The organism is Roseivirga misakiensis (assembly GCF_001747105.1).
GTDB classification, from domain to species: domain Bacteria; phylum Bacteroidota; class Bacteroidia; order Cytophagales; family Cyclobacteriaceae; genus Roseivirga; species Roseivirga misakiensis.
The window spans coordinates 772,347-797,385 of the sequence record NZ_MDGQ01000005.1; the positions used below are offsets into that span (position 1 = coordinate 772,347).

The 25,039-nt window shown below is 40.9% G+C and carries 25 protein-coding genes and 1 tRNA gene; 10 read left to right on the forward strand and 16 right to left on the reverse strand.

Annotation, left to right across the window (positions count from 1 at the left end; all coding sequences use genetic code 11):
• The first annotated feature begins 504 nt into the window (after positions 1-504).
• From BFP71_RS11075 to BFP71_RS11090, 4 genes are all read left to right on the forward strand, one after another.
• On the forward strand, positions 505-1,677 hold the full coding sequence (locus tag BFP71_RS11075) for a tetratricopeptide repeat protein (protein WP_141719741.1): 1,173 nt from the start codon (positions 505-507) through the stop codon (positions 1,675-1,677).
• A gap of 94 nt (positions 1,678-1,771) precedes the next feature.
• The gene (locus BFP71_RS11080) at positions 1,772-2,626 is read left to right on the forward strand and encodes a hypothetical protein (protein ID WP_069835536.1); all 855 of its coding nucleotides are present in this window, start codon (positions 1,772-1,774) and stop codon (positions 2,624-2,626) included.
• An 8-nt stretch (positions 2,627-2,634) separates the two neighbouring features.
• The gene (locus BFP71_RS11085; RefSeq protein ID WP_069835537.1) at positions 2,635-3,294 is read left to right on the forward strand and encodes a hypothetical protein; all 660 of its coding nucleotides are present in this window, start codon (positions 2,635-2,637) and stop codon (positions 3,292-3,294) included.
• 23 nt (positions 3,295-3,317) lie between these two features.
• Positions 3,318-3,905, forward strand: a complete 588-nt coding sequence (locus tag BFP71_RS11090) for a hypothetical protein (protein ID WP_069835538.1) — start codon at positions 3,318-3,320, stop codon at positions 3,903-3,905.
• A gap of 894 nt (positions 3,906-4,799) precedes the next feature.
• On the opposite strand, the gene BFP71_RS11100 is transcribed toward BFP71_RS11090, so the two are convergent.
• The 6 genes from BFP71_RS11100 to BFP71_RS11125 form a co-directional block, all read right to left on the reverse strand.
• Positions 4,800-5,528: a Crp/Fnr family transcriptional regulator gene (locus BFP71_RS11100; RefSeq protein ID WP_069835540.1), complete on the reverse strand. Its 729-nt coding sequence runs from the start codon at positions 5,526-5,528 to the stop codon at positions 4,800-4,802.
• A 63-nt stretch (positions 5,529-5,591) separates the two neighbouring features.
• Positions 5,592-6,455: an SDR family oxidoreductase gene (locus BFP71_RS11105; protein ID WP_069835541.1), complete on the reverse strand. Its 864-nt coding sequence runs from the start codon at positions 6,453-6,455 to the stop codon at positions 5,592-5,594.
• A gap of 7 nt (positions 6,456-6,462) precedes the next feature.
• The gene (locus BFP71_RS11110) at positions 6,463-7,617 is read right to left on the reverse strand and encodes a serine hydrolase domain-containing protein (protein ID WP_069835542.1); all 1,155 of its coding nucleotides are present in this window, start codon (positions 7,615-7,617) and stop codon (positions 6,463-6,465) included.
• Between the two features lie 74 nt (positions 7,618-7,691).
• Complete coding sequence (locus BFP71_RS11115; protein ID WP_069835543.1) at positions 7,692-8,771, reverse strand: serine hydrolase domain-containing protein; 1,080 nt, start codon at positions 8,769-8,771, stop codon at positions 7,692-7,694.
• Positions 8,772-8,907: 136 nt separating this feature from the next.
• Complete coding sequence (locus BFP71_RS11120; RefSeq protein WP_088125000.1) at positions 8,908-10,008, reverse strand: adenylate/guanylate cyclase domain-containing protein; 1,101 nt, start codon at positions 10,006-10,008, stop codon at positions 8,908-8,910.
• A 47-nt stretch (positions 10,009-10,055) separates the two neighbouring features.
• Positions 10,056-11,807, reverse strand: a complete 1,752-nt coding sequence (locus tag BFP71_RS11125) for a helix-turn-helix domain-containing protein (RefSeq protein WP_088125001.1) — start codon at positions 11,805-11,807, stop codon at positions 10,056-10,058.
• Between the two features lie 60 nt (positions 11,808-11,867).
• Here BFP71_RS11125 and BFP71_RS11130 point away from each other — a divergent pair, with 60 nt between their 5' ends.
• Positions 11,868-13,001 carry an FIST signal transduction protein gene (locus BFP71_RS11130; RefSeq protein ID WP_069835544.1) on the forward strand — a complete coding sequence of 378 codons (1,134 nt, stop codon included), beginning with the start codon at positions 11,868-11,870 and terminating at the stop codon, positions 12,999-13,001.
• Here the strand turns inward: BFP71_RS11130 and BFP71_RS11135 are convergent.
• From BFP71_RS11135 to BFP71_RS11165, 7 genes are all read right to left on the reverse strand, one after another.
• The gene (locus BFP71_RS11135) at positions 12,988-13,911 is read right to left on the reverse strand and encodes an NAD(P)-dependent alcohol dehydrogenase (protein ID WP_069835545.1); all 924 of its coding nucleotides are present in this window, start codon (positions 13,909-13,911) and stop codon (positions 12,988-12,990) included. The genes BFP71_RS11130 and BFP71_RS11135 overlap by 14 nt on opposite strands.
• The gene (locus BFP71_RS11140; protein WP_088125002.1) at positions 13,892-14,308 is read right to left on the reverse strand and encodes a DUF983 domain-containing protein; all 417 of its coding nucleotides are present in this window, start codon (positions 14,306-14,308) and stop codon (positions 13,892-13,894) included. Before BFP71_RS11140 ends, BFP71_RS11135 begins: the two co-directional genes overlap by 20 nt.
• Position 14,309: 1 nt before the next feature.
• The gene (locus tag BFP71_RS11145; RefSeq protein WP_069835547.1) at positions 14,310-14,711 is read right to left on the reverse strand and encodes a hypothetical protein; all 402 of its coding nucleotides are present in this window, start codon (positions 14,709-14,711) and stop codon (positions 14,310-14,312) included.
• 116 nt (positions 14,712-14,827) lie between these two features.
• Positions 14,828-15,430, reverse strand: coding sequence for an NAD(P)H-dependent oxidoreductase (locus BFP71_RS11150; RefSeq protein WP_069835548.1), 603 nt, complete (start codon positions 15,428-15,430; stop codon positions 14,828-14,830).
• Positions 15,431-15,442: 12 nt separating this feature from the next.
• The gene (locus BFP71_RS11155; protein WP_069837051.1) at positions 15,443-15,886 is read right to left on the reverse strand and encodes a DMT family transporter; all 444 of its coding nucleotides are present in this window, start codon (positions 15,884-15,886) and stop codon (positions 15,443-15,445) included.
• Positions 15,887-15,905: 19 nt separating this feature from the next.
• Entirely contained in the window at positions 15,906-16,316 is a 411-nt protein-coding gene (locus BFP71_RS11160; RefSeq protein WP_088125003.1) for a nuclear transport factor 2 family protein, read from the reverse strand.
• 508 nt (positions 16,317-16,824) lie between these two features.
• Positions 16,825-18,117 (reverse strand): DUF5686 family protein, encoded by a 1,293-nt coding sequence (locus tag BFP71_RS11165; RefSeq protein WP_069835550.1) that lies wholly within the window; start codon positions 18,115-18,117, stop codon positions 16,825-16,827.
• Positions 18,118-18,309: 192 nt separating this feature from the next.
• Here BFP71_RS11165 and BFP71_RS11170 point away from each other — a divergent pair, with 192 nt between their 5' ends.
• Together BFP71_RS11170 and BFP71_RS11175 are read left to right on the forward strand one after the other, a co-directional pair.
• Positions 18,310-19,335, forward strand: a complete 1,026-nt coding sequence (locus BFP71_RS11170; RefSeq protein ID WP_069835551.1) for a sensor histidine kinase — start codon at positions 18,310-18,312, stop codon at positions 19,333-19,335.
• 4 nt (positions 19,336-19,339) lie between these two features.
• Positions 19,340-20,071: a LytR/AlgR family response regulator transcription factor gene (locus tag BFP71_RS11175; protein ID WP_069835552.1), complete on the forward strand. Its 732-nt coding sequence runs from the start codon at positions 19,340-19,342 to the stop codon at positions 20,069-20,071.
• Positions 20,072-20,327: 256 nt separating this feature from the next.
• Here BFP71_RS11175 and BFP71_RS11185 read toward each other — a convergent pair.
• Positions 20,328-20,401: transfer RNA gene (locus BFP71_RS11185), tRNA-Ile, on the reverse strand.
• Between the two features lie 142 nt (positions 20,402-20,543).
• On the opposite strand from BFP71_RS11185, the gene BFP71_RS11190 reads away from it, so the two are divergent.
• The 3 genes from BFP71_RS11190 to BFP71_RS11200 are packed head-to-tail and all read left to right on the forward strand — an operon-like array spanning position 20,544 to position 22,864.
• Positions 20,544-21,170 (forward strand): HAD family hydrolase, encoded by a 627-nt coding sequence (locus BFP71_RS11190; protein ID WP_069835554.1) that lies wholly within the window; start codon positions 20,544-20,546, stop codon positions 21,168-21,170.
• 4 nt (positions 21,171-21,174) lie between these two features.
• The gene (gene mtnA / locus BFP71_RS11195; protein ID WP_069835555.1) at positions 21,175-22,275 is read left to right on the forward strand and encodes an S-methyl-5-thioribose-1-phosphate isomerase; all 1,101 of its coding nucleotides are present in this window, start codon (positions 21,175-21,177) and stop codon (positions 22,273-22,275) included.
• Positions 22,268-22,864, forward strand: a complete 597-nt coding sequence (locus BFP71_RS11200) for a class II aldolase/adducin family protein (protein ID WP_069835556.1) — start codon at positions 22,268-22,270, stop codon at positions 22,862-22,864. Before mtnA ends, BFP71_RS11200 begins: the two co-directional genes overlap by 8 nt.
• Here BFP71_RS11200 and BFP71_RS11205 read toward each other — a convergent pair whose 3' ends face one another.
• Complete coding sequence (locus BFP71_RS11205; RefSeq protein ID WP_069835557.1) at positions 22,865-23,161, reverse strand: rhodanese-like domain-containing protein; 297 nt, start codon at positions 23,159-23,161, stop codon at positions 22,865-22,867. It abuts the gene before it with no gap.
• A gap of 1 nt (position 23,162) precedes the next feature.
• On the reverse strand, positions 23,163-25,034 hold the full coding sequence (locus BFP71_RS11210; protein WP_069835558.1) for a T9SS type A sorting domain-containing protein: 1,872 nt from the start codon (positions 25,032-25,034) through the stop codon (positions 23,163-23,165).
• Positions 25,035-25,039: the final 5 nt, after the last annotated feature.

Below are 25,039 nucleotides of genomic sequence, written 5' to 3' on the forward strand. Positions count from 1 at the left end.
TGCAAGTAAGGCATAAAATAAGACAGTTACTTTAGTAACTGTCTTATTTTGAGGTGGGCCCACCTGGGCTTGAACCAGGGACTTTCTGATTGTGAGGGAGACAGAATTTTTCAATTCGAGGGAGCGACATTGACAAGCTTTGATCATTTCAAGAAAAATTTCTTGAAGTCTATCCGGTCATTTAGAAGACAGCACTTTTGTTGAAGAGGTTGGTTCCAAATAGCCTAGTGCTTATATTATCCAACATAAATATTAAACTTAACGCGCTATCAAAACCATGAAATTTTTACTATCTCTATTTGTTATCCTTCTTTTTTGCTATTCCACTTTTGCACGGACTGATTCTGAAGAGATTCGTGTATAGGACTTTTCATCTTTATCTTTTAGCAGCTCAACTGGCATGAGCTTTTAACTTGTATTTCTAAGACAGATTTAAGTTTTCAATTGGCACATCTATTGCTAATTAGAGCAGATACCCAACAACAAAATAAAAGAATCAATTTTATGAAAATCTCAATACTATCTTTCATTACTCTCCTTATTACGACTACAACCACAGTTCCAACCCACAACTTATCTTCGTTACCTTCACTTAGTTCATCCGCCACTGAGTATGGTTTGGAAGAAGAACTAGAAGTATTACCATTTCTCATTGACAAAGACCAATCACAAGGTGTTAGTTCGATCGAGAACATTTCAATCATCAAGGAAAATATGCCATACATTTTGCTTGCCAATAATAAGAAGAAAGAGCAAGAAGAGAATTTTTCAATAAGCGGCAGTAAAGTCACCTATAATTACGGGTACTTTTCAGCATATGGAGACTATAAAGGTTATATGTACAGTTTTCAATTTTCCGACCTGAAAGAGGTTGAGTTAGAAAATGGGATAGCCGCTAAGCTTGTGTTTAATGGAGAAGATGTGACATATCAATATGCGATCGGAAAAGCATTTGCTCCAGCCGGTAGAGCCCGTTACTACAATAAAATTGCGATCAGCTTTACAAACATGGAAGCCGGTAAACTGGTAACCAAGGCGCTTCAAAGGGTGGCTAATGGTTCTTTGAAAAATTCAATCACTGAAATGGATAAAACACTTGTTCCCAGTAATAAGGTAAAAGAGTGGGTAAGTAATTACGGGCTTCAAAATCTAATCGACCAAGCGGAAGATGGTAATGCGGTTGCGCAAAGGCGCTTGGGGAGATATTATAGGTTCGTAGCCAAAAACGATGAAGAGGCCGTAAAATGGTATGAAAAGGCCGCCAACCAATTAGACTTCTATGCCCTTGGCAACCTGGCATACCACCTTGAAAATGGCTATGGCGTAGAAGTAGATAAAGAAGAAGCCGCTTATTCCTTGGCCTTTAAAAATGCAATAGCACCATATGGAGAATCAAGAATTAATGGCATCAGAGGCTTAATAGGTTTGGACAATGCCCGAAACTTGATTATGGAAGTGCTTGTTGAGGAATTAATTCGCGATGGTGACTTATTCGAAATAACAGATGATAAAGATATCATAGGGAATGTTTTTTATAATGTGGCAGAGTTTTTTGAAACAGGTGTTGCAAGTGACTATCCCAAAGATCTCTCCAAAGCGAGGGCCTTTTATGATCTAGCTAGTGATTATGGCCATGAACATGCCAAAATAAAACTGGCCACTTTCAAGAAAAAATGATACTGAACTTGAAAACCATTTTTTGAAAAGACGAACCGAGTTTATTGTACGCTTGCCTAAAATTATCTGACTTAACTACAAAAGAACTGTTCCATTGAGATATATAAAAGACCAAGGGGTTTTCAGATCTAGCCAATCCGACTTTCTACGCTATGTTATAGAAGACTTACGAGATGGTTCACGCAAAATAAAAGTTGTTTTGGTGGGAGCATCTGATTATGAAAGAGATGTAAATGGTTCTTTTAGGGATGATTACACGTATTATGTAAGCAGTTCAAATGAAAATTTATTCATAGGGCCGCTAGAAAAGCACAATTATCCTTTTGGTCCAGAAAAATATTACAATAAAAAAGGGGAGGAAGTCAGGGACTATTGGGAAACACGAGTAGATTCATCTGGTTATTACCATTATTGTGATAGGAGTTATGACTTTTATAGACCATACACCTCCGCTGAACTCACTCAAATGCTACCAAGAGGAGTAGATGAAAATAAGCTCCCTTGTTTTCTGATTTATAGAATTCTGGAAAAAGGGCACATTCTAATACCTATACCAGATGAGATGTCCCTTAAAGAGGTTTTTGACCCACTTTTGAAAACACTATTACATGTCAATGGAAAGATTGATGCTGAGGTTTCAGAACTGAGAAAATTTATAGCGCTAGAATTGGAAATGGTACCATACAATGGTGCCTATGCATCTAAACCCGGATCAAAAGCTCGGATGAAAGAAGTCCTTGACCGTGCGCGTGCTTTAAAGGAGGGCAAACCCATATCGCCTCCTACAAAACAGGGATTGAAACCAGGTCAGGTGAATAAAGAGGATTTCGATAAGGAAGTGGAGAGTATGTTGGCTTTCAGGGGCACTAAGCTCTTAGGTTTTGATTATTTCAAAGAACTTTTCCTTGAAGCTTATCCTACTCGAGGGTTTGAGAAAAAAAGTTATTAAAGAGACGTGTGAAAAACTATATCTACCTTGATGCTAAAAGAATTGACTCCTATTATGATCAATTAATGGGCTTTAAGACCGAAGAAGATTATTTTTCTGTCTGGCCGAAATGGGTAGGTGGGTTAAATATTTCAACCTCATCCCCGACAAAACCCGTCTACTCTCTTTATGAAAAATCCGTTGCAGTAGCCGAATACATCAAAAGCAGCAATCAATTCTTACCCAAAAGACATGCTCCCTATCCGTTATGCAAAAAAGACTATGTGTATTATGAAGAAACGCTTACAGCAAGCAGAATAGAAGTCCAAGACAAATTGAGTCTATGGATATCTGAGAGTACTTCACTAGAATCAACCTCTGAAAACTCAAAATATGGCCACCTTCTTTTGATAGAAGATTACAGAAGGGCAGATGGTGATGTCAAGTTTCTTGGAAGCAGAGGCATGTCTCAGTTGCTTACCAGTCATGGTATAGGTTTGAAGCTTAGTAAATCAGAGGAACAAGAGTTAAGTTTGAAGCCAATTGAATTCTTGAAAACAAAGGCCAATTCTGTTTTTGAACCTATGAAAATAACCGCTTTGTATCGATTAATTGATTGGAATAAAGATCTAGTGAATGACAAACGGATATGTACTTTAGGGTACGCTCTACTTATTGCTCAATCTTAGCATAGGCTTTTTAGAATTATTAAATGCTTTACATAAAATTCGATATAAAAGATCCAGCCAAGTTTACAGATTTCCAAAAGGTTTTTGACCACATGTTAAAAACCCGTCAGCCAGGCTTTGAATTTGAAGAGGAAGATATTGAGGGGCCATCTACTGAAGAGGAATGGAATAGAATGACTGATAGGGAATGGGAAGAGCTAAAAAAGAAATGGAGAGAGGAGGTTGAACCTGAAGTCAAGCGGTATCGCGAGTTAATTCCCGATTATGCTAATGAATTTTTAGAATCCTATATTGGATTTGACGAGAAAAAAGCGGGTGTTTTTGCGTTCGATACTTTGGGTATTTTCAACTATCTGGAGTTCACGTTCGAGGTGGATATGGATAAACTTGAAAAATTCGATGAAACTAGCGGTGTGGTTGAGTTCTCCACTGGAAACTTTCCTTTTGGCGGCATGGAACGATTTTTAATGACGCTCAAAGCCTTCGATCTCATCCCAACAGAATGCTACAATGGTTTTATTGTCTATGAATTTGATTGGAAGAATGATTTTTACCACGAGGCTATCGACCTTATAGAAAAGACTAGAGAATATAAAGAGAAATTCAGGTGATGATTCTTAAAGGGAAGCTTTGAGTAACAAATGAATAGATTGGTTCATGTGTCAATGTTCGTTTTTTGCATGAACACCAGTCTGTTCATAAACAGTAAGCTTTCCCAAACTTCTAAGAGAGGAATCACACAGATTTTCTTTAATGAATACATTCTCTCAAGCACAGAAAATTGGTGGCCTATCGATCGGTTTTGATGGAACGTCTGACTACAAGAGATATTGAGGTGTTGAAGTTGATCGCTCAGCGCAAGACTGTACATGAGATAGCCGATGCACTTATGATGGTTCGTTGTAGAAACCCTAAGTAAAAATATGATAGGAAAGTTAGGACTGTGGAGCTGAAGGGATTATACCGTTTTTCGACTTTGGTCCATTTTTGGGTGATTAGTGTGTCGAATGGTTGGAATTTGCTTGGGACTCCCTATTTTGAATCAAACACTTTCTGAAGTGAGGAAGTATTAAGGCAATTAAACTTGCGTGCAAATTAAGTGCAAATAAAAAAGCCACTTCGCGCTTTTAAACGTAAGTGGCTGTCTTTTAAGCTCCTCCTCTTGGGCTCGAACCAAGGACCCTCTGATTAACAGAGAGAGGGTTCTTTTTTGAGATTTATTCCTTTTGGAAATTTAGAGCCTGAACTAATTCTAATGTCGGCGATATGGTTAATCTATTCGAAGTTGAGAGTGCCTTTTCAAAGTAGTTGACACGATATTTAGAAAGAATAAAAACATGCAGAAAACGTGCAAGTAAGGCATAAAATAAGACAGCTACTTTCGTAACTGTCTTATTTTGAAGTGGGCCCACCTGGGCTCGAACCAGGGACTTTCTGCCCCGAAGTTTCGGGGATGAGATAGGCAAATAATTTAGTTTTAAGTACTCAGAAGAGAGCTGAATCATTTAAAAGCTAATTTCCCTAAAAAAGTCAGCTTCTTTTGCCAGCTTCTTTTCATCTAAGATGCCTATTCTTTTGCCTTCGAGCCTGATAAGCCCTTCAGTTCTGAATTCAGAGAGTAATCGTATTAATGTTTCAGTGGCAGTACCAATCAGGTTAGCAAGCTCTTGCCGTGTTAATGACAAATCAATTATCGTGCATTTCGTTCCTTCCACCCCATAAGTTTGCTTTAATGTGAGCAAAGTTCCTGCAAGTCTTTCCCTGACAGAATATGCTGAGAATTGGGTCACTTTCTTTTCCATTTGTCCAAGGTGTTTGCAAACCTCGTTTAGCAATTTCTGAAGGAAGCCTGGGTTTGAACATATCGCAGAAAGAAAATCTTCTTTTGGAATAAAGGAAATGCAAGCTTCTTCCGTGACCGTGGCGGTTGCGGCATAATACTCTTCGCTTAACAACGCACGATAACCTAAAAAGTCATCTTGTTTACTGATATATAAAATCTGTTCTCCTCCTTTCGAACTATTTTGGGAAACTTTTACTTTACCCGAGTGAATACAGAACAGCCCCATCGGTCTGGTACCCTGATAAAAGAGAACTTGTCCTTTATTGTAGGTGATTTTCGATTTGTGAGAAGATAAGGTATCAAGTTCTGAATCATTTAGCTCTGCCAAGAGGCTCAGGTGACCTGAATGAAACACCTGAGGTTGAAAGTCAATAGTTGCTGAAAGGCTCATTTTAAAATTTTTTTAAAAACTGAAATAAAAACCCGTTGTGAGAAAAGTCCTCTGTTCGATCTGTTAGTTGAGTTTATCTACTTCTTGCATAAAGAAGCTTTCTAACCGATGTATTCCATGACGTGGAGCAATATTATTTCTTGCCATCATGGCCAGAAAGAACTCAAAGGGACCATAAGTTTTGGATGATGTGAAAATTTTCAAGCCAGATAGAAAGATGCGTTTGACCCAATTGGGTATATGACTGATCTTCAATGGACGTTTCCAGGCTCTTAATGCCAAGGCTGCTATTTCATTCTGCGTGAGAATATCCGGCCCACCTATTTCAATCTCTTTTTGATCACTTTCAATACTGTCTGCAACAGCTTGGGCTAGGTCAGCACCATGAATTGGATTGAGTTTGAATTCACCATCTCCAAAAAGATAAACCCTCCCTTTTTTGGCCATTTCGAGAAAGTCCTTCATATCAGAGTAGAAACCATTTGGGCGTATGATGGTGTAGTCTAGGCCCGACAGTGTTAAAGCGTCTACAAACTTTTCTTTCGCCTCCATAATCTTCAAATGCCGCATTTGGTCCCCACCAATAACCGAAACGTATATGAACTTAGCCACTCCTGCTGCTTTGGCTTCATGGAGCAGGTTCATATTGGCTTGATAGTCAACGTCCATATAAGTAAGACCGTCTTTCTGACGTGTAATACCAACAGTAGAAATGACCACATCTATCTGGTCCATTACCCCATTCAAAGTATTAGGTTTGGTTACTTCAGCTTCAATGATTTGACCCTTTTTCAGGCCTAAATCTTTGAGCTTATTGCTGGTGCGAGCTATGACCTGGAAGTTTATTCCTTTAAATTGTAGCTCCTTGACAATATGCCTCCCCAAATAGCCGGTTGCCCCGGCTACTAAGATCTTCTCCTTTTTCATTTGTCTGCTATTTTGAGTTTGTACTAATTCCTATCAATATTTCAGCAAGGAACATGATGTGCTGTTGCATGTAATCTGTGTTATTAAAGGTGCCACTTAGGTATATATCCAATTCCGGACAGAAATACATATAGGCTCCCGTACTGCCTGAATGGCCGATTAACGTGAGGGCTGGCCATGAAGGATTCAATTCATTTAATACCCACTTTCTAAGCCCATACCCATAGTAAGTGCCTTTGCTTTCTGGTACCCATTGTTGCATTTTTTGAAGACTACTCTCACTGATTAAATTTCCCTGAAAAATAGCCTTAATAAAGTCGTTCAGGTCTCGACCAGAACTGCGGATGGCACCGCCTGCCCAATCGGCACTGAGGCTCTGGTAACGGCTGATCTCAATGGGGCCAGCATAGATTTCGGCCAATGGAAAGTCTGGTCTTTTAACAGGCTCCGACCATAGGTTCATACTGGTCAGCTCCATACTCAAAGGATTGATGATGTACTTTTCGAAAAACTGATGCAGCGGTATTTTGGTAACTTTTTCAATGATAAGGCCGAGCAACACATATTCGGTATCTGAATAATGGTATCCTAGGCCAGGTTGGAATCGAGCCTTGAAGTGCTGCCGTGTAAAGTCGATGAGCTCCATAGGTTTCCAAAAATGATCGGGTTCCGTGATTAGCTTCTGCATCATGTTTACACCTGAAATGGGTGTGTCTTCGAAGTAATCGGCCATGCCAGAAGTGTGGCTCAGTAAATGATGAATCGTCAACTCCTTGCTATAATCTACACCATCGATGACTGACAGGCCCGTAACTACCTTACCCAGATGGTCTGCCACCCGATCTTCAAAAGCCAGTTTCCCTTGATCTACCAAAAGCGTAATGGCTGTAGCCGTAAAGGTCTTACCGATGCTGGCGGTGTAATAAGGAGTATTTAAGGTGACCTCCTCACCATCGGCAAACTTCCCGACTACCGTATCTATTAAGATCGATTGGTCAGCTGTTTCTATTCGGAAGAAGGCATTGCGAATGACCTCTTCCTCAGTATAAGTTTTGAAAAGCTGGTGTAATTGTTCCAACCTGTGCTTTTGGTTATTCTCCTGAGACAAAGCGTTTAACAAGAACCCGGTAATCAGTAGTATGATGAGGAATATCTTTTTCATGAGTTGTTAAGTTTCAGCTTTTAAAAAATGCCGGGCCGTAATTTGGCTTGTGGCCCGGCTTGATTATGATTGTTTTAGAATTCGTTGACTACCAGCGCTTCCAGCACCTCATTGACCGGGCTCCAGTTTTCCACATTGCTGAGCAGGATAATCATGCTGTTGGTTTCGGGTAGTAGAGCAATTATAGAGGTAAAGCCATCGATGTTGCCCCCATGATTGTAGACTAGGGTGCCGTCTATTTTGATAGTGAACCAGCCAAAGCCTGAGGTGAAAAAGTCGTCTTCCGTATAAGGAGCGGCAAAGTAGTCTGCCTTCTCATTCGCTGTTAGGAGTTCATTGCCCATCAGTGCATCGCCCCATTTTTCCAGGTCAGCAATGGTACTTTCAAATTCACCGGCACTATTAGCCAGTTCCATCAAGTAAGGTGCTATCAGTTGGCCATCTTTGTATCCTTTGGCAAAGCCAGCTCCCTGAATGTCATCTGCGCCTTTACCGGTTTGGTTCATACCCAAGGGAGTCATTACATTTTGACCGATGTAGTCATCGTAGTCCATGTCTGTCAACTCTTCGATAAGAAGGCCCAAAATGAGATAGCCTGAATTGGAGTAGGAGAAGTTGCTTCCAGGTTCGTAGAGTAAACCATCTTCACCAGCAGATTCTTTAATGATATCGTAGATTTCCTCTGCAGTGAAGAACAAGTTCTGATTTCTGTAAACCTCTTCTATCACGCCTATATAATCGGGTAACCCGGAATAATGAGTCATCAAGTGTCTCAATGTGATTTTGTCACCGTGGGGAAATTCATCGTCAAAATCACTTAGTGGCTGGTCAAAGCTTTCGATCAAGCCATCTCTTTTGAGATTGATAATGCCCATTGTGGTGAAGGCCTTAGTCATGGAACCAATTCTGTAAACCAGCGATGGGTCGTTAGCAATGCCTGCTCCGGCATCTGCTATGCCAAAGCCTTTTCTCATAAAATCGGTGCCTCCTTTTCTAATCAGAACGCTCCCTTGAAAGCCATGTGTTTCCAGCAAAGCTTCTGCAGTTGTGTATTCCCCAGAGATATTTGGTGTCGGTGCGTCATCATCATTGCTGCAAGAGCTGATGATCAAGAGAAGAGAGAGTACGATGATTGAGTGTAATAATGTTTTCATAGTTTTTGATCTTTAAAAATTGTTTGATGATTCAAAGGTGGGGCATTGGGAAGCCCAGATCGTCCGGGAATCTTTTTCAGGACTTTTACTATGAAATACCGGACTTTTTTGAAGTCCAAGAAGGGGGGGCTCTTGGCTAAGAAGGATGTGCTACACCCAATATGCTTACCTGCTGTTGTTTGCCTTTAAGTTCCATGCTACCAAGCTCATGGAATTGGAAAGTGGTATAGTCTTCTAATTGAGTATACAAATCTTTGCTTATGAGCAGTTCAGCCTTATATTGATTGCAAAGTGACTGGATGCGTGCGGTGGTATTGAGCACATCACCTGTGAAAACAATTTCTGTCTTAAGGGCTCCGACTTCGCCAGTGGTTACTTCACCCATGTGCATTCCGGCTTTGAATCCTGGGAATACACCAAATTGTTTTTTAAAAGTCTCGGCTTGTTTCAAAAAATCATTCTGTATATAGAAAAAACATTTGACACACCGTGATTTTTCCAAACCCCTTTTTATCGGCCAGGAAATCACTACTTCGTCGCCAATGTATTGGTAGACTTCGCCATATGATTTGATGATAGCATCAGACATAGTTTGGTAATATTTGCCAAGCAATTCGAAATATTTTACGTGTCCCAGTTTTTCTGCGATCGTAGTCGAGTCGCGCATATCGAGAAACATAAAAATGCGCTCTTCTTTTTTTGGTGTGTGATATTTACCCGTGAAGAAATTAATCAATACATTTTGTCCCAAACTATCACTTACGGCAGCATAGAGCAGACTCACTACCAGGGAAAAGGAAAGCTGTACCATGGTGCTGATAAAGTTGACACTCACTAGGAAACGACTGAATTTTTCTAAAATACGATCATCCAGAGGACTGGCTCCTGTTTCGACCGCACCTGCTAATGGGTAAAAAATGAAAATGATGATATGTGCGAATAAAAAATAAAATACAAACTTGAAAATGACCTTTCGACCGAGGCTGTATTTCTTGAAAAGTCGGTCTAGAAAGAATACCTCCAGTAGCCCTACTCCTAAGCCCACAAAAAAGACAGCGAAGGTTGAAAAAGCTACAATGCGAGGGGTCAGAGCGATTACTCCAGAATCTTCGGCACCTTTCCAGCCCGCGGCAGCATATTCAACAAATAGAAAAACCCATGACATCAGCAGCCAGATGATGCCAAAAGGAATGATCTTTTGAATTTTGAATTTTGTTTTCGGAGAAATCCGTTTCAAGTTTACAATTTTAGACTAAGATAAACCGGATTATATAGAAAAGCGGATTAATTGTTACTCTTTACCCATGCCTTGGGAGTCATGCCAGTTTTTTTCTTGAAAAAGTCGTTAAACACGGACTTGGAATTGAAACCGCTGTCATAGGCCAAACCTAATAATGTAAGGTGGCTGTTGGCTGGGTCAAGTGCTCGTTCTTGAAAGTCTTTGAGTCGGTATTCGTTGATGTACTCGTTGAATCCTTTACCTATTTTCTGATTGATCAACCAAGAGAGCTTATTGGGGTGCAATTCGACTTTCTCAGCTAAGTTCCGAAGCGTCAAATGTGCATCAATGTACACCCGTTCCTCATACATCAACCGTCTTACAACCTCGGAATAACTAGCCACTTCGCTTTCTGTAAGTACCTCTTCCTCAGTTTTGATATCTGTTTTCTTTGCCTCGCCCAAAGTCATGGCCAGGAACGGAGCCTCCAGCTTTTTAAAGTCAGTTATCTCCCGCAGTGGTGAAAGCAACGGATCAAACCGAAAGCCCAGAAATTGGCCAGATCGATTCTTGACTGAGTCTACTAAGTGATCAAATGCCTCCTGATGCTGACCACTATAAAGCTTTAAATACACCGGTATGCCCAGGTAAAAATCATATGCGTTGGTGATTTCAAGATCACTTGGTTGTTGTTGATGATAGGCATGCCACAATTGAAATAAGGCTTGCTGTGTTTCCGGTTTGGCTTGTTCTACTGTAACCCGGAATGCCGATTCTTCACCTAATAGTAACAGACAAAGTGCTTTTAACTCCAAGGCCATCTGCCAGGTATTCAATATCGATAATGCTCCATCCAGCGCCTTAATGGCTTCTTGATATTTTGCACTCAAGTAGTAACCAATGGCCTTGGTGTAGTGGTGGTTCAACGCATTGGGGTTGAGTGAAAGGGCCCGGTTAATGTAAGTTTGTGCTTCTTTAAATGCTCCCAATACATTACAGAGGTCTGCCTGAAACTCTAAAGCCTCCGCATAATTGGCATTTATCTTCAGCGCCTCAGAGAGGTGAAATTGAGCCTTTTCAAAGTTCCAATTACCAATAAAGGCATAAAGCCCTTTGGTGTAGTGTAAATCTGCAAGGTGGTTAAAGTCGTTACCCAGCTTTTTGATGAAATGTTGCGCCATGTAAAGACCTTTCATTCTGTCTACCTGACTCCAGGCTGCATAATGAGCAAAGCTTTGACTTAATCCTAGATAGGGCATCGGGTATTTCGGGTCAATCTCAATACTTTCCTTATAAGCCTCTTGTGCTTTTTGAATACTCTCATTGGTCCACTGAAGCTGATAGTATCGCCCTTTTAAATAAGCCTCATAGGCAGCGGATTCTGTGGTTTTTGGTGTATTGAAATCGTCCTGAATATCGAAGTGACCAAAATGCTCACGAATTTTCTCAGCAATCAACATGCTGATTTCATCTTGCAGGTCAAAGATATCAATCAGTTCTCGGTCAAAACTTTCTGACCAAATCTGGAACCCCGTATCGGTTCTAATAAGCTGTGCAGCAATCCGAATTCTTTTGGATGCTTTTCTAACACTACCTTCTAACAGCGTGCTTACACCCAGTTCGTTGCCAATGTGTCTTGCGTCTACCTGCTTATCTCGATAGCTAAATGAAGAAGTACGCGAAGTCACTTTCAACCCACTGATCTTACTCAAGGTATTGATGATCTCTTCAGAAATGCCGTCAGCGAAATATTGATTTTCAATATCTCCACTGGTATTGTTAAAGGGTAAAACTGCTATCGATTTCTGATTTATCACGCTATGACTTTTGAGAGAACAAAGTAGCTTTCTTATTTTTATTCCTTACCATTCAAAACCATGATAGTAGACCAGTTTCTTGTGGCGGGAAATCAAATTAGTTACTCTCAGAAAAATATAACAGGCAATGAACAGGTTTCTTTTGTTTTAGTTTTTACTTCACGAGGTAATCTTGAATCAGCTGACTGGCTACCCGCAGTTGAAGAGGGGTATCCTGGAACAGAAGTGATCAGTTGCTCCACCTCTGGTGAGGTTTACTTTTCAGAGCTTACACATGAAGCCATCACCGGAATGGCCGTAAGTCTGGAAAAAACCCCTTTTGCCATTCACTCGGCAAAGCTTGCAAACAAGGACAAGAGCTTTGCATTGGGTAAAAATCTCGCTGGTAAATTCTCCAAAAACGATTTAAAGCATGTACTGCTTTTTGGCGATGGCTGGCTAGTAAATGGTTCTGATCTCGTTCAAGGCATGTACGCTAACCTAAACAAAGATGTAAGTATTAGCGGTGGTCTGGCAGGCGATGGCGCTAACTTTTCTAAAACCTTGGTAGGTCTCAATGATGACATTGATCAGAGCATGGCTGTAGCCATTGGGTTTTATGGCGATGCCCTCAAAGTGGGCTTTGGGGCTCATGGGGGCTGGAGTGAATTGGGTGAGACTTACGAGATCACCAAGACTGAGGGGCGTGAAATTTTAGAACTGGGTGAGCTATCTCCCTTGCCTCTCTACAAACAGTTTTTAGGCGATGATGCCGATGGCTTGCCCGGCAGCGCCCTGTTATACCCTGTGGCGGTGTGGCTGCCTGGAGCCGAAGACCATGTGGTACGTACCGTGTTCAATACCGATGAATTTAATCAGTCGATAACACTGGGGGAGCCCACCCCTGTAGGTGCTAAGTTACAGTTTATGAGGGCCCGTTTTGACGACTTATTAGCAGGGGTAAGAGGAGCAGCAAATGAAGCATTGAGCAACCTAGGCAAAACACCCGAAATGGCCCTAATGGTGAGCTGCATAGGCCGCAAGCTTTTATTCAACCAACACATAGACCAGGAAATTGAGCAAACACGTCAGGTACTTGGAAGTCAGACTCCCATCAGTGGATTCTACAGTTATGGTGAGATTTGCCCGGTAGAGAAGGACCTAGCTGCCCTTCATCATCAAATGCTTACGCTCACACTTTTTACTGAGGCTTGAGGTTTATCAACACATTACCTCTTTTTCTGCCGGTATCGACATAACGGTGCGCAGTTACGATTTCCTCGAGCGGATATTCACGGTCAATAAATGGATGAAGCTGCCTAGCATCGACCATTTGGCTAATGGCTTTTAACTTTGCTGTATTCTCTGAGGTGAACATATTAATAGAAACATAACGGCCTCCGCTATTCAAAACCGACTTTGCCTTGGATTTCGAAGTTTTTCCTACCGCATCAAAAACCACATCATACGAGCATTTAACCTTGCTAAAGTCTTCTTTTTTATAATCAATGACTTTTTGTGCTCCCAGCATTTCGACCATTTTTACATTGGCTGTGCTGCATACTCCTGTTACTTTAGCACCCATCTTTTTGGCCATTTGAACTGCGTAGGTTCCAACACTACCTGAAGCTCCGTAAACCAAAATTTTGTTGGATTTTTGCAACTTGGCCTTTTCCAGTAGATAGAAAGCCGTCATCGCACCGATGGGTAATGCTGCCGCTTGCTTCAGGTCGATGCTTTCAGGAGCTTTGGCTACTACACTGTTTTTAGCCTTTTGAGGCACACAGACATATTCGGCATAAGCGCCTTGTTTGAGCAAAGTAGTCGTGCCGAACACCCTATCTCCTGGTTCGAAGTGGCTTACTTCTTCACCTACAGCCTCAACCACTCCTGAAAATTCATGGCCTAAAACTGGCTTTTTGGGTTTAAAGAGGCCAAAAATCAGACGTGCAGGCAGCCAGAAGAAGGCGGGGAAATCTGAAGCACGAACACGGGTATCACCAGCCGCCACGGTAGATGCTTCTACCTTTACAAGCAGTTCGTTGGCTTTTGGTTGTGGTTTTTCAAGCTCTGTGAGCCTCAATACCTTAGGGTCGCCGTATTTTTTATATACTACTGCTCTCATTTGTTGTGGATTGATTGGTCAAACTGTCGATTTGCTGCTGGTATTTTATCATCAGATGAATCCAAATGCTTCTACTCACGCGATAAACTATGGGTAGTGTCAGGATTACTAATGTAATCATTATACCCATGTATATTTCAAGGTTTGCATTGGGGTTGATGATACGAATGCCAAAGTAGGTAGCCAGAAAAAGACCTATCTGCAATGCATAACCCACAAACATAGCTCCCATATAAAAGCTAGGTTCTGGCATAAAGGTCTGATCACATACTTCGCATTTCTCGTTCATGTCTGAGAACCTTTTGAGGTTATATGTCGAGGATCGAAACAGATTGCCTTGCCTACATCTAGGACAATGACAACCTGTAACACTTTTGATCAATAATGGCCCACTCATACTATTGGTATTTTATCAGTTTTACCTTGAATACCTTGACATGATTGTTCCAACTGGTACCCATGCCAAAGATGTCACCCTTTCCATTTCGGTCACCAAAACCTAGTCCATCTGAGCTGTTTACCAGTTCGCTGTAGCCATCTCCAAACAGGATGGCATCAGCACCTCGTCTTTTAGCTTCTTCTATCAAAGCTGCCTTGATCTTCTCAGGGTTATTCGCAAACTCCCTGCCCTCATTTTGCATAAATCCCATTACCTTATACTCTTTTTCAATGTCTTTTGCATCGAAGAAGAGATCAACTGATTGGGTTGGGGCATGCTGGTTACCGATAAAATTGATTTTAGGGGAGCAGGCACTGATAATGACTAACAGCACCAGACTCAGTTTCATTGTTGTTTTCATGTTGTTGTTTCTTGAAGTTAATAAATGCCCTTTGGGCTGTTTAATGATTCAAAGTTTATAAAGTGCCTTTGAGCAATCGTCTGGAATTACCTTTCAGGACTTTTTTGATTAAAGAATTAGGCTACTTTTTGGCCAAGCAGCTCAATTTTTTTAAGCCACTTTTTACGAAAACCCGGTGCAGAATCTTTAATCGGTGCTATGTAATTGACTTTTACCGGGTCTATACCAACAAATTGTAGGGTACCCTTTTTGAATTGCTGTATGGCCGGACTTTTCATAAACCACCGGTCGTACCAGCGCACGGTATCAGCGGTGATCACTATCCTGCCAGTTTTGCCTTTCAGCAGCTTGTCGGGAAATGACTTACCTTTCTGGTATTTGAAGAATGAGCCCGGTAGAAAAATGCGGTCTACAAAACCTTTCATCAGAGCCGGGTAGCCATACCACCACATAGGAAAAAACCACACAATATGATCGGCCGATTTGAACTTTTCGATGGATTCGAGCAGGTCTGGTTCCAGCTCTGAAATTAGCCTGTAGCCGTATTTCAAATTGGGGTTGAAGTTCAGTTCATGAATCTTGATTTGTTCAAATGAGGCATGTGCTGAATCAAGGCCTTTGATATAGGCCTTAGCCAAAGCCTCATTGTAGCTTTCTGTATCCGGGTGTCCGTAGATGACCAATACATTCTTATTAGTCGATTGATTTGAGTTTTTCATAAGTTGAATGTTCTACAGTTTTATCAGTAAAATACCAGTAATGAGTGCGCCTAGGCCCAACATCTTTTTGACATCGATAGGTTCTACAGGCAAACCGAACCAGCCAAAATGAGCCGCGAGAGTAGAAAAGATCACCTGACCACAGAGTCCGAATGCCACTGCAGTACCTATGCCCAATTTTGGAATGAGGTAGTAAAACAGTGTGACTGCCAGAAAACTGAAAAAGGCTCCGGTAAACCAGAGATAGGTAGGTACCACATTTAAATGCAGCGTAGGGAACCCTTTTGAGGTAACCAACACCGCAATAAAAGTGAATACTGCTCCGAAAAATAGCGTAGAAAGGGCAGCCAGCAACGGGCTTTGAAGTAGTGAACCAAGACGGGAATTGAGCCCGCCCTGAAGCACCACCATAAAGCCAGTAAGCACTGCTAGTGACATCAGAATCAGCGTATTCATAATCTTGCGATTTTGAGGCTTAATGGGCAGCGATTTCATAAGCAGCTGAGTCTTCGTAAAAACGATATTCCAATATTTTGCCATCGGCAATCACGCAGCGCTGTACCCAGTCGCTTTCAAACATGTTGCCTTTGGCTTTGACCTTATGGACAAAGCTGCCATGCGCATACACCACATTCTCTTCTGCTTCCATGAGAGACTTCACCTCAAAGCTCTGCGTATCGAAAAGGCTAACGATATTACCTAAAAAGGTTTCGGCTTCTTCCAGCCCCTGATAACTACCATGTAGCTGGCCATTCACTCTGCTTGCTTCACGGACACTTACGATTTTACAGTTAGGGTGAAAGTGGGACCTAACAGCCACCATATCGCCCCGGCCAAATGCCTCAAAATAGCTGGCCAATACCTGTTTGTTGTTTGAATTTTTCATTTGCTTTCTGTTTTCGTATTTAATGAAAACAAAAGTGGGCTCAGAGGATTGACCAATCGTCCGAATATGTTATTCAGGAGTTGTTAATAGGGAAGTGGTGAGATTTAGGACTAAAGAGAACGGATCAGAAGAAGATTTGAGTAGTACAATGACCTTAATTTTTGATGATAAGTGCTGATGTCAACCTGTCAAGATCGGGGATCCTTAATAATTGATTTAAGTATCATATAGGCTGTTTTTGATTGGAAAAAGCACGCGAAAAGCACGCGATTAAGACATAAAAAAAGACAGTCACTTTCGTAACTGTCTGATTTTGAAGTGGGCCCACCTGGGCTCGAACCAGGGACTTTCTGATTATGAGAAAGCCCATTCAATGTTTCGCTTCTAATGAATTAATCACTTTTAATTCCTAGACTAAAACTATCATAGGAATGTACGGCTTGTAGGTCATCAGAAGTAATTTAAAAACGAGACTTCAACTTACAGACAATAACGCTTTTCGATAGAATCATAACTCTGATATAATAAACCCAAACCTGATTTCTATACGATCATGTCTTCCGTCTATCCAGCTGTTATAGAGACCAATTCGCCAGGGCCTTGCCATTCCTTGTAGCCCCAGACCTAATTCGAAATAACTTACATCACTTGTCCTCAAAAAGTTAACATCAATAAAAGGTTGAAATGGATTAATGCCACGTCTGTGGGTCAATTGGTCAAATTTGTGCAGGTAATGTCCTCTAAAAAAGCCTTCAGGTGTACTGAAGGAATAATAATCCAACAGTTGAAAGGTACCAGGCTCGTAAGCCGTATAAGCTACTCTATTTCCTTGAAAATGAGTCAGGTCTATGAGACTTAGAGAGTCGGCTGATAAAAAATCACCCCCCTCAAAACGGAACTGGCCTATGCCCCAAGTCTTTAGGTTTATCTTGCCTTCTAACTCAAGAGAAATACGCTGATAGGACAAGCTCGAATTAAATACACCATCATGTGACGACTTGTAGTTTAAAATTATGGCAGGGTACTGACTTGTACTTTTAAAGGCACCTCTTCTGTATTCATAGCTCAGCCCTAGCTGCCACCTTATCTCTGTTTCTTGATAGAAAACCTTATGTGAATCGAATTCAACCATTCCTAATTCATTGTTTAGTGGGATATTCGAGGTATACCCTTCTTTGGTGCTATCCAGTTTTTCAAGGTTTCGTAATGGATTGCGACTACCCCAAAATACCCGATTTGACAATTGTATATTCTTTAAAGGAGAGAAGCTATGGCTCACTTCCAGGAATGTTGATTCAAATATTTTCAGAAAATTACGATCAGAGAGCAATGTGGAATAGCTATTGGCAAATGGGGTGAGTGTGCTGTTTTCATCAAACTGCTCTACAAAATTTCCTCCATTAATGGTTAATGATTCGAACTGTAATGGATTGTAGTAATAAATAGCCGAGACTTTGCCTAAGAGTTTTTCACTTCCAAATCCATATCTGAGATTTGGTTTGAAGGCTATGAATTTTTCATCGGACAGTTGCTGGGTTAAAGAAATTCGGGGGTTGAAAACAAAACCTTCGATTGTATTGTACTGAAATAGGTCGAAAAGGGGAGGAATAAACCATGACCTAGTTTTGACTTCCTCTGGAATTACCACTCCATTAAACATGAGTTGACCTGGATTGATACCGCTTTGTTCTTTTTTGGTTATATGAATAGCGTTTGAGTTGACTTTTTGCGCATTCAAGCTGAAGTGGGTGATAAGCAGTGTCAAAACTAAGGACACTTGGATCAAATTGGTTTGTCTCATTTCTTTTACCTTTTAAATTTGATCCGAAAGTAGAGGTAGTCCAGTTTTCTTTAAAGTGTTTATCGGTGCATGACCAAATAGGCCGTTGGTTTGCCTTCTTGCAATTCATCGACTTATTTGGCAGTTCGTCTGAATTAACTTTAGTAAATGGTATATTCTTGAGATTATTGAATCAAAAAACGACTAGTGTTCATGACGAGGAAGGACTTTCTGCTGATTGCTATAGTATATGTTTTTATTGCAATCACCTATTTCATTGCCATCGCAATAGATAATGGTACTAATCCCAATTACCTGACGATTACCCTCAACTTTTCACTGAAGGCTATCCTTACGTTGCCCATTTGGTTTTTGCTTTTTAAACAATTGGACGACCAACCATTATGGAAGAAGGTGCTTATTCATTTGATTGTACTGCCCTTATTTGCGGTGGTCTGGGCGAAGGTCTATTATCCTCTGTGTGAAGAGCTTGGGTTGTTCTATGTAAAGGGAGCACGCCAAATCTGGGACTATTATATCACAGGGCTTTTTTACATTATCCAGTTCGGTATTTTTCATATTTATGACTACTACTCGAAGATGAGAACCAAAGACCTGGTGATCGCAGAACAAAATCAAATGAGGCTCCAAAGTGAATTGAGTGCCTTGAAAGCCCAGCTAAACCCTCACTTTCTATATAATGTTTTTAATACAATCAACGCGTCAATTCCTCCAAGTGCCGAGAAAACACGAAATATGATTGCCAAACTTTCTGACCTATTTCGATACCAATTGAAAGCCTCAAGAGCAGAATTGGTGCCTTTAAGAGATGAACTAGAGTTTGTGACTAAATACCTTGACCTTGAGAAAGAACGATTTGGAAATCGACTAAGCTATAAGATATCTGTCGATGAAGATATCCAGTCTGCTCTGATTCCACCATTAATTATTCAACCTATCGTTGAGAATTCGGTCAAGCACGGCATCTCTCCATTGATAACCGGAGGAGAAATGATGGTATCTATACGCAAAGGCGCGGAGGGTTTGCAAGTAGAAGTCAGTGACACAGGCAGCGGAATAGATTTGGAGTCGAAAGAGGATGTGTTTACCAAAGGGGTAGGCTTATCAAATACACATGAACGCCTTGAAAAAATGTATGGACACGGATTAGAACTTTCCCATAATGAACCCAGCGGTTTGGTAGTCCGCTTTTCTGTTAACTTAAGAGGTCATAATTGATATCATGAAGAAGGTAATTGTAGTTGATGACGAAGATCCGGCAAGATCACTTGTTAAGGAATATCTTGAAGACTATGAAGACTTAGTGCTACTGGATGAGTGCAATAATGGGGTAGATGCGGTCAAATCCATTAATAACTTTAAGCCAGATTTGGTTTTCCTGGATATTCAAATGCCAGGACTCACCGGTTTTGAGGTGTTACAAAAGCTTGATCACATGCCTCAAATCATTTTCGCGACTGCCTATGATGAATATGCTTTTCAGGCATTTCAAGTACATGCATTGGATTACCTCTTAAAACCCTATACGCGTGAGCGGTTTGCGGAAGCCATACAGTTAGTCGATCAACGATCGGAAAACTATCTTACGCAGATTCATAGTTTGGTAAGTTCTTTGAATGAACAGGAGACCTACCTTACGAATCTTCTCGTTTCTGTACGGCAAAAACTCATCAATATACCGGCTGCAGAAATCATACGGATAGAGGCAAATGGAGACTACGCTAAATTGGTCACCTCTACCGGTAGCCATCTGAGCAACTACGGAATTTCGGCACTTGAATCGAAACTAAATCCACAACACTTTACAAGAGTTCATCGTTCGGCCATTATTAATGTCAGCTATATCAAGGAAGTGTATAAATACCCTTCAGTATATGAGGTGGTAATGACCAATGACGATGTGGTAAAAGTGAGCCGATCTTACTTAGAAAACATCAGGAAGTTTATTGTGTGAATTCAAAAAAGTCAATTCAGGCACCTCTAATTGCTGTTGTAGACCTCTTGAAATGCAAATATCTGGGTCAGGACTATAAGAAGCAGAGGACTATTAATACTGTAAATATGTATTATCTGGCTTTGAAAATGGGGTATTTAACCGACACTAATACAGTCCAAATTTGGTCACAAAAAAGCACGCGAAAAGCACGCAAGATGTAGAAAATCAGGACATAAAAAAAGACAGTTACATTCGTAACTGTCTGATTGTCAAGTGGGCCCACCTGGGCTCGAACCAGGGACTTTCTGATTATGAGTCAGATACTCTAACCAACTGAGTTATAGGCCCTAAGATTTTACATAAAATCCTATTTATATTCCAAATGAGCCTGCCTGCGGTAGGCAGGTTATAGGCTCTTTTCAAAAGCATTTTATACCCTTGAAAATTGGACTGCAATGTTACATATTTGTTGTTAATTAAACAACATGAAATGCCCCTAGATCTTTCTGAAGTAGACAACATTATTTTCGATTTAGGAGGCGTTATCCTCAATATTGATCATGATGCCCCAATTCGGGCTTTTAAGCAGTTGGGTATCCCTAATTTTCAGGCACTTTATTCTAAAGCCACCCAAAGTTCTTTGTTTACCGACCTAGAAACTGGTGCTATTAGTCCTTCAGAGTTTCGCGATGGGCTGAGGTCCTTTTTGCCTATTCCTCTAAATGATCATAAACTTGATGAGGCTTGGAACTCGATTATTCTCGACTTTCCTGTGAAGAATATTAGGCTGCTGGAAAAACTAAAGTCTGAGAAACGAATATTCTTATTGAGTAATACCAATACTATTCACTTGGCAGTTTTTACAGAGAGGCTCAAACAACATTTCGGTTATAATGCACTGGATGAACTGCTTGAGAAAACTTACTATTCGCATGAGGTTGGAATGCGGAAACCGAATAAAGACATTTTCCAGTATGTGATTAAGGATTCAGGTGTTATTCCCGACAGAACCCTTTTTATAGATGATACGATAGATCATGTAATAACTGCTAAAAGTTGCCACTTGCATACACATCACCTCAAGGATAATGAAAGCATAATCGAGCTTTTTAATTAAGAAAATGAAAATAGAAGGTAAACACTATCACACCATATGGTTAAAGGATAATAATCCAGAGGTGATCGAGGTGATCGATCAGCGCTTGTTACCACACCAAATGGAAGTATATGAAGTAAATTCAGTAGATGAAGCGGCTAAGGCCATTTCTGATATGGTGGTTCGCGGTGCTCCATTAATTGGTGTGACGGCTGCGTACGGACTTTATTTGGCGTGTCTAAAAAATCCTTCGAACGACCATCTTATCAAAGCTGCCAATACTTTGAAAGCATCTCGACCGACAGCCGTGAATTTGGCTTGGGCGGTAGATTTGATGATGAAAGAACTAATGGACTTTTCGGAAAACGAGCGTGTTCAAAAGGCCTTGACTATGGCTGATAAAATCAAAGCTGATGATATTGAGGTTTGTCGGAACATTGGGGTACATGGCCTAAATATCATTCGAAATTTATATCAAAAGCACCAAAGAACAATCAATATTCTCACGCACTGCAATGCTGGCTGGTTAGCAACAATTGATTGGGGAACTGCCACTTCTCCAATTTATCAGGCCATAGCGGAGGGAATCCCAATTCATGTTTGGGTAGACGAAACGCGTCCAAGAAACCAAGGAGCAAACCTCACTGCTTATGAACTTTTACAGCAAGAGGTACCACATACGCTTGTCGTGGATAATACAGGTGGACACTTAATGCAGCATGGAATGGTGGATATGGTGATTGTCGGTACGGATAGAACCACCGCTCAGGGAGATGTTGCAAACAAAATTGGAACCTATCTTAAAGCACTAGCCGCAAAAGATAATAATATACCTTTTTATGTAGCACTACCTTCGTCAACGATCGATTGGGATTTAAATGATGGATTAAAGGAAATCCCCATAGAGCAAAGGAGTGGAGAAGAGGTAACGTCTATCTGGGGTTGGACGGGTGAAAAAATGCAAAAGGTACAATTAAGCCCTACTGGCACTCCTGCGGCCAATTATGGTTTTGATGTGACACCAGCAAGATTAGTGACAGGCTTGATTACGGAGCGAGGCATTTGTTCGGCAAGTAGTGAAGGTTTGTTGACTTTATTTCCAGAAAAAGCACCTTCCAATGGATGATGGATATATCAAATTCGACTTGGAATGGATTAAGGGTGCTGCTCCCAACCTATCTGGTTTAGAAGAACTACTTTTTTGGCGAGATAATATGTATGCTTTGGGGCTCATTGGCTACGATAAGCAGTACAAAGTCGGTTTCGGGAATATAAGCCAGAAAATCGGTGATAAGGAGTTTGTCATTTCAGGTACCCAAACAGGTCATATTGATAGTTTGGGAATTGATCATTACACAATCGTCAAGGAGTATAATATTCAAGAAAACGCATTAACGTGTTTCGGCCCTGTGAAGGCTTCATCAGAGTCTTTAACGCATGCGGCTATTTATGAGGCCGACCCTATAATAAATGCCGTGATTCATATTCATCACGATGCCCAGTGGCTTAAATGGTTAGGGGACTTGCCTACCACGGCTGAGAATATACCTTATGGCACCCCTGAGATGGCACTAGAAATTCATAGGCTATTTAAGGAAACACCAAAAGGAGAAATGAAGGTGATCGCGATGGCTGGGCACCAAGGCGGACTGATCAGTTTTGGGGAAACCCATACTGAAGCTGCAGCTCCTTTTCTTGAAGTTTTTGATCGATAATTATGACTCTCGGTAAGCCATAATTCCTCCCTTTAGGTTAATCACGTTCGTAAACCCTTGAGATGTCAAATACTTTAGGGCTTTGGCTGATCTGGCACCACTCCTACAATGAACAATTACTTCTTCATTTTTCAAGTGGTCGATTTCAGAAATTCGAACTGGGATCTCACCCAATGGCATCAGTTGAGCACCGATGTTATCTTCATCGAACTCCCATTCTTCCCGTACATCTATGAGGTTAATGGCTTCATCATTGGCCATTCTGGCCTTTAATTCTTCAACTGTAATTTCCTGCATATCAATTGTTGAGGATGATCCTTTCGCTAAAGATCGTTCCGTCTTTTATAAATTTCAGTAAATATATTCCTTTTTTATTCTTGCTTAAATCTACCCAAACGCCATTTATGGATGATCTGGTAGAATAAACGCTTTCTTGTCCCCAACTGTCATAGATTTTTATTTGCTCTACATCTCCTTCAATAAAAATCTCACCTTGACTTGGATTGGGATAAATATTTGGTGCCTCCTGTCTAATCTCGTTGGGCTGGGTGAAATTTTCAGCGATCGTTTTATCAAATCTTGGACGCATTAGAAAACTTCCATTCACAGATTCGTTTTGTTCCCATTCGCCACTGACATTAAAATACATCAAGTCTCCAGTATCGTTATTCTTATCTAAGCCTACTGCTAAAAATTCATTGGTAGCCTGCTGAAAGCCAATGTAAAAAGTGTCTTGTACGAATATTGGGGTATCCAATTCATAGGCGTTCAATTCACCGATTTCTCTGGGTCTGAGTACGCTATAAGAATCCTGAAAGAGAATGGAGGTAGGCTCATTATCGAGTTTATCCCAAACAATGACTTCGATGGGCTCGCCTGCCTGTTGTACGAACGGAAAGTTGATGTCCACATGGGTTAAGAGCGCTCTTTCCTCTGCATAATAGGCGTAAGCCAGTTGCCCACCTCGTTGATTGATGCCTGCTGCGAAATCTGGATCACTATCGTCATAGGCAAAAAAATCATCGATCACTGTAGTAACTCTAACCGTGTCATTCAATCGGTAGTCTATTTGCGTATTGAAAGTAGTATCAATTCCTGGGTTTATATCTTCGATAAAGAAGCTATCGCCCGACCGGATAAAGTAAGTTGTTTCCAATAAAAGAGAATCGGCATCGCTGTCTAGTAATGCGTCGTCTAATACAGGAGAACTAATAGAACGTCTTTCGAAAGGCCCTGTCAAAGGGTCTACTACAGTGTCATCATTTAATGTAGATATCAATACATCTTCCGTAAGTTCTCGTACGGTGGCGCTGTACTGAATAGGTTGGAAGAATGAGTTAAGATTGAAAAGCTCACCATCCGTTTCAGTTAAGTAGCGATCTGGGTTGGCAAAAAACTGTTCGGTGGGCATGGCAGTGTAGGGGGCAACTAGAAAAGATGGCCTTTTTGTCAAAGCACGATCTACGTATGCGATATCGTTTTCATGTCTACGACTATTGAGATAAATATAATCGACAAGCCACGTGTCGAAAGCACCCGCAAGTCTGGAATAAGACTGAAATCTAAATTGAAACTCGGCTGTAAAATAGCTAGCTGGTACCTGAATGATCGATTGAGTGAAATCTAATGTTTCATTATCTCTACCGCCTGTTTGTGACCATACATTTATCCATTGGCCGAGCGGATTTTTGAACTGTACCACGAGCGAATCCTCACTATCTGGTAGTTCTCCATTGCCATTAAGTTGCCAGAAAAAACTCAAAAACACGGAATCTGCTTGATCAGCATCGAGAATCGATAAATCGATTAGCTGGGATGTAAGGCTGTCGGTGGCCCCATTAATTAGACTGTTGGCGTCATAAGGACTGCCATTAACATCTACACCATCAAAAATTGCCACATTTAAGCTTGGTGCATTGATCCCAATCCCACTACTGACCCTTACGTTATTAGCACCGAACCATTTTTCACTTGAGGGAACTTGAAAACTCGTAGAAAAGTCATCCCAAATGGGTAAGAAGATGGTATTTAAAGTAGCGCTAGGTTCGTTTATAGCGAAGGTGTTTCCAGTGTGCTTATTTATTTTGTTCGGTAAAGGGCGTTCTACGATTTGAGCTTTTGAAAGACCTGATGAAAGGATAAGTGTTAATATGAAGACCTTTTTTAGCAACTTAT

Coding starts and splice junctions, on each gene's coding strand:
- BFP71_RS11075 (WP_141719741.1), top strand. CDS start 505: ATGAAAATCTCAATACTATCTTTCATTACTCTCCTTATTACGACTACA.
- BFP71_RS11090 (WP_069835538.1), top strand. CDS start 3,318: ATGCTTTACATAAAATTCGATATAAAAGATCCAGCCAAGTTTACAGAT.
- BFP71_RS11100 (WP_069835540.1), bottom strand. CDS start 5,528: ATGAGCCTTTCAGCAACTATTGACTTTCAACCTCAGGTGTTTCATTCA.
- BFP71_RS11105 (WP_069835541.1), bottom strand. CDS start 6,455: ATGAAAAAGGAGAAGATCTTAGTAGCCGGGGCAACCGGCTATTTGGGG.
- BFP71_RS11110 (WP_069835542.1), bottom strand. CDS start 7,617: ATGAAAAAGATATTCCTCATCATACTACTGATTACCGGGTTCTTGTTA.
- BFP71_RS11115 (WP_069835543.1), bottom strand. CDS start 8,771: ATGAAAACATTATTACACTCAATCATCGTACTCTCTCTTCTCTTGATC.
- BFP71_RS11130 (WP_069835544.1), top strand. CDS start 11,868: ATGATAGTAGACCAGTTTCTTGTGGCGGGAAATCAAATTAGTTACTCT.
- BFP71_RS11135 (WP_069835545.1), bottom strand. CDS start 13,911: ATGAGAGCAGTAGTATATAAAAAATACGGCGACCCTAAGGTATTGAGG.
- BFP71_RS11140 (WP_088125002.1), bottom strand. CDS start 14,308: ATGAGTGGGCCATTATTGATCAAAAGTGTTACAGGTTGTCATTGTCCT.
- BFP71_RS11145 (WP_069835547.1), bottom strand. CDS start 14,711: ATGAAAACAACAATGAAACTGAGTCTGGTGCTGTTAGTCATTATCAGT.
- BFP71_RS11150 (WP_069835548.1), bottom strand. CDS start 15,430: ATGAAAAACTCAAATCAATCGACTAATAAGAATGTATTGGTCATCTAC.
- BFP71_RS11155 (WP_069837051.1), bottom strand. CDS start 15,886: ATGAATACGCTGATTCTGATGTCACTAGCAGTGCTTACTGGCTTTATG.
- BFP71_RS11160 (WP_088125003.1), bottom strand. CDS start 16,316: ATGAAAAATTCAAACAACAAACAGGTATTGGCCAGCTATTTTGAGGCA.
- BFP71_RS11165 (WP_069835550.1), bottom strand. CDS start 18,117: ATGAGACAAACCAATTTGATCCAAGTGTCCTTAGTTTTGACACTGCTT.
- BFP71_RS11170 (WP_069835551.1), top strand. CDS start 18,310: ATGACGAGGAAGGACTTTCTGCTGATTGCTATAGTATATGTTTTTATT.
- BFP71_RS11175 (WP_069835552.1), top strand. CDS start 19,340: ATGAAGAAGGTAATTGTAGTTGATGACGAAGATCCGGCAAGATCACTT.
- BFP71_RS11190 (WP_069835554.1), top strand. CDS start 20,544: ATGCCCCTAGATCTTTCTGAAGTAGACAACATTATTTTCGATTTAGGA.
- mtnA (WP_069835555.1), top strand. CDS start 21,175: ATGAAAATAGAAGGTAAACACTATCACACCATATGGTTAAAGGATAAT.
- BFP71_RS11200 (WP_069835556.1), top strand. CDS start 22,268: ATGGATGATGGATATATCAAATTCGACTTGGAATGGATTAAGGGTGCT.
- BFP71_RS11205 (WP_069835557.1), bottom strand. CDS start 23,161: ATGCAGGAAATTACAGTTGAAGAATTAAAGGCCAGAATGGCCAATGAT.